Raw genomic sequence first — 7,171 nt, 5'->3', positions numbered from 1 at the left:
CGCGCTCGGCGCCCGGACGGCGCCGCGCCGCCGCGCGAGGCCGCGCTGCGCCGCATCGCCGCCCGGCACGGCGTGGAAGCGGTCGCGCGCTCCTGCCCCGAGGCGGCCGACGGGCTGCGGACCCTCCTGTCCGCGCATCCGGCGCAGACCGGCCTGGCCCGGCGGCCGAAGATCGACGCCTGGGCGAGCGTCGCCGCCCTCCCGCGCGTCCTGCTGCGCGGCCGGGACCGGACGCTGCCGCCCGCGGCCGTCCGGACGCTCCTCGAACTCCTCGCGCTGCCCGACGCGCCCGGCGCCGACATCGTCGAGAAGACGTGCGACCCCGGCTCGCTCGCGGAGTTCGGCCTCGCCCTGTTCGAACGGTGGCGGGCCGCCGGGATGCCCGCCGACGGCCGCTGGGCGGTGGAACAGCTCGCCCGCACCGGCGACGACGCGGCCGTCCGCGCGCTCGTGCGGGCCCTGCGCGCCTGGACGAAACGGGACGTGCGGGACGTGACGTGCGCGCTGCGGGCCCTCGCCGGGATCGGCACCGACACCGCCCTCACCGCCCTGTACGAGACGGCGCTGAAGGGACGCGCGCGGAAGGTGCGCGACGCGGCGGCGGAGGTGTTCGACGAGACGGCCGCCGCGCGGGGGCTCGACCGCGAACGGCTGGCCGACCGGATCGTCCCGCGCTACGGCCTGGACGCCGACGGGACGATCACGCTCGACTACGGGCCGCGCCGGTTCACCGTCGGGTTCGACGAGCGGCTCGCCCCGGTCGTGACCGACGGCGACGGAACGCACCACCGGACCCTGCCCCGCCCGACCGCGAAGGACGACCCCGCCCGCGCGCCGCCGCGCACGCGCGGTTCGCCGACCTGCGCGGGGACGTCGAGGCGGCCGCGCTGCTGCAGGCCGGGCGGCTGGAGCGGGCGATGCTGGACGGCCGCCGCTGGGCGCCCGCCGAGTTCCGCGCCTACGCGGTGCGCACCCGATCGTCCGGGGCGTCGCGCGGCGGCTCGTCTGGCTCGCCGAGCAGGACGGCGCCGCGACGGCGTTCCGGATCGCCGAGGACGGCACGTTCGCCGACGCCGCCGACGAGACCTTCGACCCGTCCGGCGCGCCGCGCATCCGCGTCGCGCACCCCGAGCCGCTGGGCGCGCGACCGGGACGTGGGCGCAGATCCTCGCCGACTACGAGCTGCTGCAGCCGTTCCCGCAGCTCGGCCGCCCGTCCCTGCGGCTCACCGAACGGGAACTGGGCGCCGCCGAGCTCGATCGGCTCGCGGGCCTGCGGCTGCTCCGCCGCGACGTGTACGCCCTGCCCGGGCACGGCTGGACACAGATCGGGAACGAACCGATCGACGCCGGCGTCTCATGGCCGATGCCCGCCGGGCGGCGCCTCGTCGTCGAGTTCGAACCGGGCCCGGACGCCGCGACCGTGCGCGTCCGGCGGGTCCGCGCGGCCGCCGAACCGGCCGCCGAACCGGGAGGCGCACCGGGCGGTGAACCGGGCGGCGAACCCGCACGGTTCCGCGACCTCGACCCCGTCCGCACGTCCGAAGCCCTGACCGCGCTGAGCGTCCTCGACTGCACACCCCGCTGACCCCCAGGACCGCCATGATCACCAACGAAACCGCACGGACCGGACCCGCCGCCGCCCCGTCCGGCACGCCGCCCGACGAAGACGTCCTGACGATTCCCGCCGCGTGGCTGCGGCACCTGCATCCGCGGCGCGGCGGCACGCCCGTCCCGCGGCCGCGCGGGAGCCGGGCGCACGAGGTGCCCGGCATGCTCGAATCGGCGGGCCGCCGCGCCGAACGCCCGGCCCTGGAGAAGAAGGTCGACGGGGAGCTGCGCGACGCCGTCCGGCGGCACCTGGACGGGGAACCGGACCCCGCCGGGGCCGCCGTGCTCGCGCTCGAGACCGTGCTCGCGGCCGCCGATCCCCGGGAGCGGCACCCGAGGGAACGGATCCCGGCGTTCGTCGACCACTGGCGCGCCGGGCACGGGATCGGGTTCGCGGCGTGCGCGCTCGTCGAGCTGAGCCTGCTGCGGGCCGCCGAGGCCGGGCCGCGGCGGGACCCCGGCGACCGGGGCACCGGTTTCGCCGGGCTGGAAAGCTTCCGGCACGTCCGGCGGCTGCTGGTCGCGGCGCCCGACGGCGAGCACGACGCGGCGGCGGCCAGCCTGGCGGCGCGGCGGACGGACCCGAAGACCCGCCGCCTGGTGTCGTACCTGGTGCCCGGGCGGCAGGACTGGGTGGACGAGTGCCTCGCGGAGAGCGGCGAGGCGCTCCCGTGGTGGCCGGTGCTGTACTCGCTGGGGGACGCGTCCCAGCTCGCGAAGCTGCCGTCGTCCGCGCTGCCCGACGCCCCCAGTGAGGGCCTGCTCGCGACGCTTCTGGACGGCCCGGGCGCCGCCCTCCTGGAGCGGCTCCTCACGTGGCTGGACATGGGCAAGACCGTCGACGTCCGGGCGAACCTGATGGAAGCCGTCGCGGCGATCCCCACCGACGCGGCGTTCGCCGCGCTGCTGGAACGCGCCGGGGGCCGCCGGATACGGTCGGTGCTCCCGGTCATGGCGGCGCGCTTCCCGGTGCGGGCGGTGCGCCTGCTGGCGGCGGCGGACGGCGAAATCGCGCAGGATCTGCTCCGCGGCCACCTGGCGGCGCACCCGCGGCTCGCCGAGCGGCTGCCGGACGAGCTGCGCGCGCTGCTGCCCGCGTCCGGCGCGGTCCCCGACGCGGACCCCGCGGAGCTGCCCGAGCCGCTGTGCGGCCTGCCGTGGGACCGTCCGGTGCAGCCGGTCGTGCCGGGCTTGAAACCGCCCGGGACGCGCGAGGTCGTGTGGCACGGCGGGGAGCGCGCGGAGTGGGCGGCCACGGCCGCCCGGATGGACCTCCCCGCGGACGACCCGAACTGGGACGAGTTCCTGCCCGTGTTCGGCACCGGCGACGACCCGGTGCTGGAGGCGCAGGTGGCCGTGCACGGGCCGGACGAGCGGGTCCGGCCGCTCCTTGCGGGCTGGGAGGGGCCGCCCGCGTGGCTCGGCGGCGCGTGGGCGAAAGCCCTGGTCGCCAGGTTCGAGCTGGACGCCCTGCCGCCCGTGCGGGCCGCCGCCAAGCGCGCGTCGTGGGCGCACGCCGGCCTGCTCGTGCCGTACCTGGACTCCGGCGTCGCGGAGCTGATGGCCGGCTGGCTGGCGCGGGGCAAGAAGGCCGCCCCGGCCGCCCGCGAATGGGCCGACCGGCACGGCCTCGCCGCCGTGCCCTACCTGGCGCCGTCCGCTCTCGGCAGGCCGGGGGCGGCGCGCCGCAACGCCGAAGGGATGCTGCGCCGCCTCGCCGCCCGGCACGGCGTGGACCGCCGTCGCCGACGCCGTCCCCGAGGCGGCGGCGGAACTGCGGACCGTCCTCACCGCGCACCCGGCGGCGACCCGGCTCCACCGCCGCCCGGAACTGCCCATGTGGGCCGACCCGGCCGCCCTGCCCCGCGTGCTGCTGCGCGGACGCGAGCGCGCGCTGCCGCCCGAGTCGATGCGGGCGCTCGTGGAGACGCTCGCCCTGCCCGGGATGTTCGGCGCGGAGGTCGCCCGGGAAGTGTGCGACCCCGAGTCGCTCACCGAGTTCGGCGTCGCCCTGTTCGAGAGCGGGAGCGCGGCGGGCAAACCCGCCGACGGCCGCTGGGCGCTGGCGCAGCTCGGCCGGACCGGCGACGACTCGACCGTCCCGCTCCTGGAGGCCCGCGTCCGCGAGTCGACGGGACGGACCCGCCTCCCCGACGCCGCCGAAGCCCTCGGCGCGCTCGCCGGGATCGGCACCGACACGGCCCTGCGCGCCCTGCACGACCTGGCCGTCCGGTGGCGGACGGTCGGCGTGCGGCAGGCGGCGGCGGAGGCGTTCGGCCGGGCCGCCGAGGCGCGCGGCGTCACCGCGGGCGTGCTCGGCGACCGGCTCGTCCCCGATCTCGGCGTCGACGCCGAGGACGGCACGACCGTCGACTACGGGCGGCGCCGCTTCACCGTCCGGTTCGACGGGGAGTTCCGCCCGGTCGTGACCGACGGGGACGGCAAGCTCCGCAAGACGCTCCCCAAACCGGGCAAGACCGACGACCCGGAGGTCGCACCGGCCGCCCACGCGGCGTTCACCGAGCTGCGGAGGAGCGTGGAGACCGCGGTGTCGCTGCAGATCGTCCGCCTCGAACGGGCCATGACGGACGGGCGGCGCTGGACGCCCGAGGAGTTCCGCGCCTACGCGGTCCGCACCCCGCTCGTGCGGCGGATCGCGCGCCGCCTGGTGTGGCTCGCCGAGGACGGCGCCGCCGTGCGGTCGTTCCGGGTCGCCGAGGACGGGACGCTCGCCGACGCCGCCGACGAGCCGTTCGCCCCGGCGCTGACCGCCCGGATCGGCGTCGCGCACCCGGTGCACCTCGGCGCGGACGTCGAGGCGTGGTCGGAGGTGTTCGCCGACTACGAGATCCTGCAGCCGTTCCCGCAGCTCGGCCACCCGGCGTACCCCCTCACCGCCGCCGAGCGCGCCGGGCACGTGCTCGACCGCTTCACCGGCCGGACCACGACCGACCCGCAGGCGCAGACGCTCGCGCAGCGCGGCTGGACCTGGAACCGGGAACAGGCATCGGGCGGCATCGACCGGTTCGTCCGCCGTGTCGCGGACGGCCGGTGCATCGTCGTGGACACCGACGCCCGCGGCCTGCACGGCCTCGTCGTCCGCCGGGTGCGGGCCGCCGCCGCGGGCGGCGCCGACGGCCCCGGCGCCGAACCGGTGCCGTTCGGCGCCCTCGACCCCGTGGCCGTGTCCGAGGCCATCGCCGACCTGACCGCACTGCTGGGAGACGGCACGTGAACGCGCTCCGCGACGAAGACGTCCTGACGATCCCGGCCGCGGCGGCGCCGCCACCTGCACCCCCGGCGCGGCGGCGCCCCCGGCCCGGCGGCCCGCGCCCCCGACCCGGCGCAGGACGTGCCGGGCCTGCGCGACGCGGCGGACGGCGGCGCTCGGGTCGCTGCTCGCGGGACGGCACGGCGACCTGTCCCGCACGGAGGCGGCCCGCCGCCACCTCGCCGGGCGCCCGACGCGGTCGGCGCCGCGGCCGTCGCCGCCGTCACCGCCACCGCCGTCCAGGGGCGGCGGAACGACACGGACGTGCACCGGGCGTTCGCCGCGCGGTGGGCCGCCGAGCACGGCCCCGCCTTCGCGGCGTGCGCGGTGCTGGAACTGTCCCGCACCGCCGTCGTCCGGACCAAGGGCGGCACCTGGCGGGACGTCTGGCTGGGGGCGCGCCGCAAGCGGATCGACGAGGCGGCCACGGAAACCCTGCCGCACGTGCTCGCTCCTCGCCGCCGCGGGCGACGAGGAGTACGCCGCGGCGGTGCGCCTCCTGGCCGGCTACCGGCGGTCGCCCGCGCAGTCCTGGCTGGTGTCGTACCTGCTGCCGACCGAACGCGCGTGGACCGACGAGTGCGTCGCGTCCGGCGTCGGCCCCACGGACGTCCTGGACGAGCTGAACCTCTGCGCGCTCGGCGACGCCGCCCAGCTCGACGCACTGCCGGCGCGCGACGTGCGCGCCGTCCTGTCCAGGGAAGTCCTGGTCACCCTGATGGACGCCGTCGGCGCCGACCTCCTGCCGTTCCTCGTCGGCGTCCTCGGCGACCGGCGCGTCGGGAGCCGGGAACGCGGGCTCGTCCTCGACACGATCGCCGCCCTGCCGTCCGACGACGCGTTCCGCGCGCTGCTCGACCGGATCGCCGACCGGCACGCCCGCACCGCGCTGGTCGCCGCGATGAAGCGGTACCCGGTGCGGGCGCTGCGGCTGCTCGCCGCCGCGGGCACCGCCGAGGCCCGCGAGCTGCTGGAGACCCACGCGCGGACGAACACCGGCACGGTCGAGGCGGCGCTCCCCGCGCTCCCCGCCGACGTCCGCGCGGCCGTCGAGACGCTCATGGCGGCACCCGCCGACGACGTGCGGGAGGCCGCGCCGGACGAGCTGCCCGCGTTCCTCGCCGACCCGCCGTGGAACCGTCCGGTGAAACCCGTCGCGACCGTCCCGGAACCGCCCGCCGCGCTCGCGATGGCCTGGCGGGACGGCGAGCGCGCGGAGTGGCTCGCCACCGCGACCGGACGGATCGAGCCGCCCCCCGGCGCGGACTGGAAGAAGCTCGCCGCGCGGTATCGCGGGGGCGCGCGCGTCCGCGAGGACGTCCCGCTCCTCGTCCACGGGCCCGAACCGGTCGTCCGCCCCCTCCTGCCGGACTGGACGGGCACGTGGATCGGCGAATACGGCTGGGAATGGATGCGGATCGTCGTCGCCCGCTACGAGACGGACGCGCTGGTACCGGCCCTGCAACTCACCGAGGAAGCACCGGCCGCCGCGCCGCTGCTGCCGTTCACCGGGTCGGAGGTCGCGCTGCGCATGGGGGAGTGGCTCTCCCGCGCCGCCAAGCACGCCGGACCGGCGGCGGCCTGGTTCGACCGGCACGGTCTCGACGCGGTCCCCTACCTCGTCCCCGCCGCGCTCGGCACGAAGGCCAAGCCCCGGCGGGACGCCGAGGCGGCGCTGCGGCACCTCGCGGACCGGCACGGCGCCGAAGCCGTCGCCGGAGCCGCCCCGGACGTCTCGGCCGAACTCCTGGCCGTCCTGTCCGCGCATCCGGTGCGGACCGGCCTCGTCCGCCGCCCGAAACTCCCCGCCTGGGCGGACCCGGCGGTCCTGCCGCGGGCGCGGCTGCGCGCACCGCGCCGCGCTCTCCCCTACGGGCGACGCGCACCCTCGCCGAACTGCTGGCGCTCCCCGTCCCGTACCGGACGGACGACGTCCGCGCCGCGTTCGACCCGGCGTCCCTCGCCGGGTTCGGCCGGGCACTGTTCGAGCAGTGGCGGGCCGTGGGCGGCCCCGCCAAGGACGGCTGGGCGCTCGCGCAGCTCGCCCGCACCGGCGACGACGCGACCGCCCGCCGTCTCGTCCCGGTGATCACCGCCTGGCCGGGACGGAACCGGCACGCGATGGCCGACAAGGGCGTCGACGTCCTCGTCGCCCTCGGCTCCGACACCGCGCTGCACGCCGTCCGCACCATCGCCGCGACGGCGAAGGAGCGACGGGCTGCGGGACGGCGCGGCGGCCCGGTCGCCGCGGCCGCCGCCGCGCGCGGCTTCGACCCCGGGCGGCTCGCCG

3 protein-coding genes and 1 pseudogene are annotated in these 7,171 nt (G+C 78.3%); all 4 read left to right on the top strand.

Annotation, left to right across the window (positions count from 1 at the left end; translation table 11 throughout):
- The first annotated feature begins 934 nt into the window (after positions 1 to 934).
- A pseudogene (locus BJF79_RS67365) lies at positions 935 to 1,587 on the top strand (DUF4132 domain-containing protein).
- 1,860 nt (positions 1,588 to 3,447) lie between these two features.
- Positions 3,448 to 4,845 (top strand): DUF4132 domain-containing protein, encoded by a 1,398-nt coding sequence (locus BJF79_RS28190; protein ID WP_075901887.1) that lies wholly within the window; start codon positions 3,448 to 3,450, stop codon positions 4,843 to 4,845.
- A 526-nt stretch (positions 4,846 to 5,371) separates the two neighbouring features.
- A complete protein-coding gene (locus BJF79_RS28185) occupies positions 5,372 to 6,970 on the top strand; it encodes a hypothetical protein (protein WP_075901885.1) in 1,599 nt (532 codons plus the stop codon).
- Positions 6,883 to 7,171 (top strand): hypothetical protein (locus BJF79_RS28180; RefSeq protein WP_143220227.1); only part of this gene is annotated, 289 nt, incomplete at its 3' end. The genes BJF79_RS28185 and BJF79_RS28180, both read left to right, overlap by 88 nt.

The sequence above is a fragment of the Actinomadura sp. CNU-125 genome, from assembly GCF_001942465.1.
In the GTDB taxonomy this organism is placed as follows: Bacteria; Actinomycetota; Actinomycetes; order Streptosporangiales; family Streptosporangiaceae; genus Spirillospora.
Note: the sequence above shows the minus strand (reverse complement) of the source record. Positions and strands in the feature narration are given on the sequence as shown.

Bases quoted from the DNA above. Each gene is read 5' to 3' on its own strand.
- BJF79_RS28190 (WP_075901887.1), top strand. From the start codon at position 3,448: ATGTGGGCCGACCCGGCCGCCCTGCCCCGCGTGCTGCTGCGCGGACGC.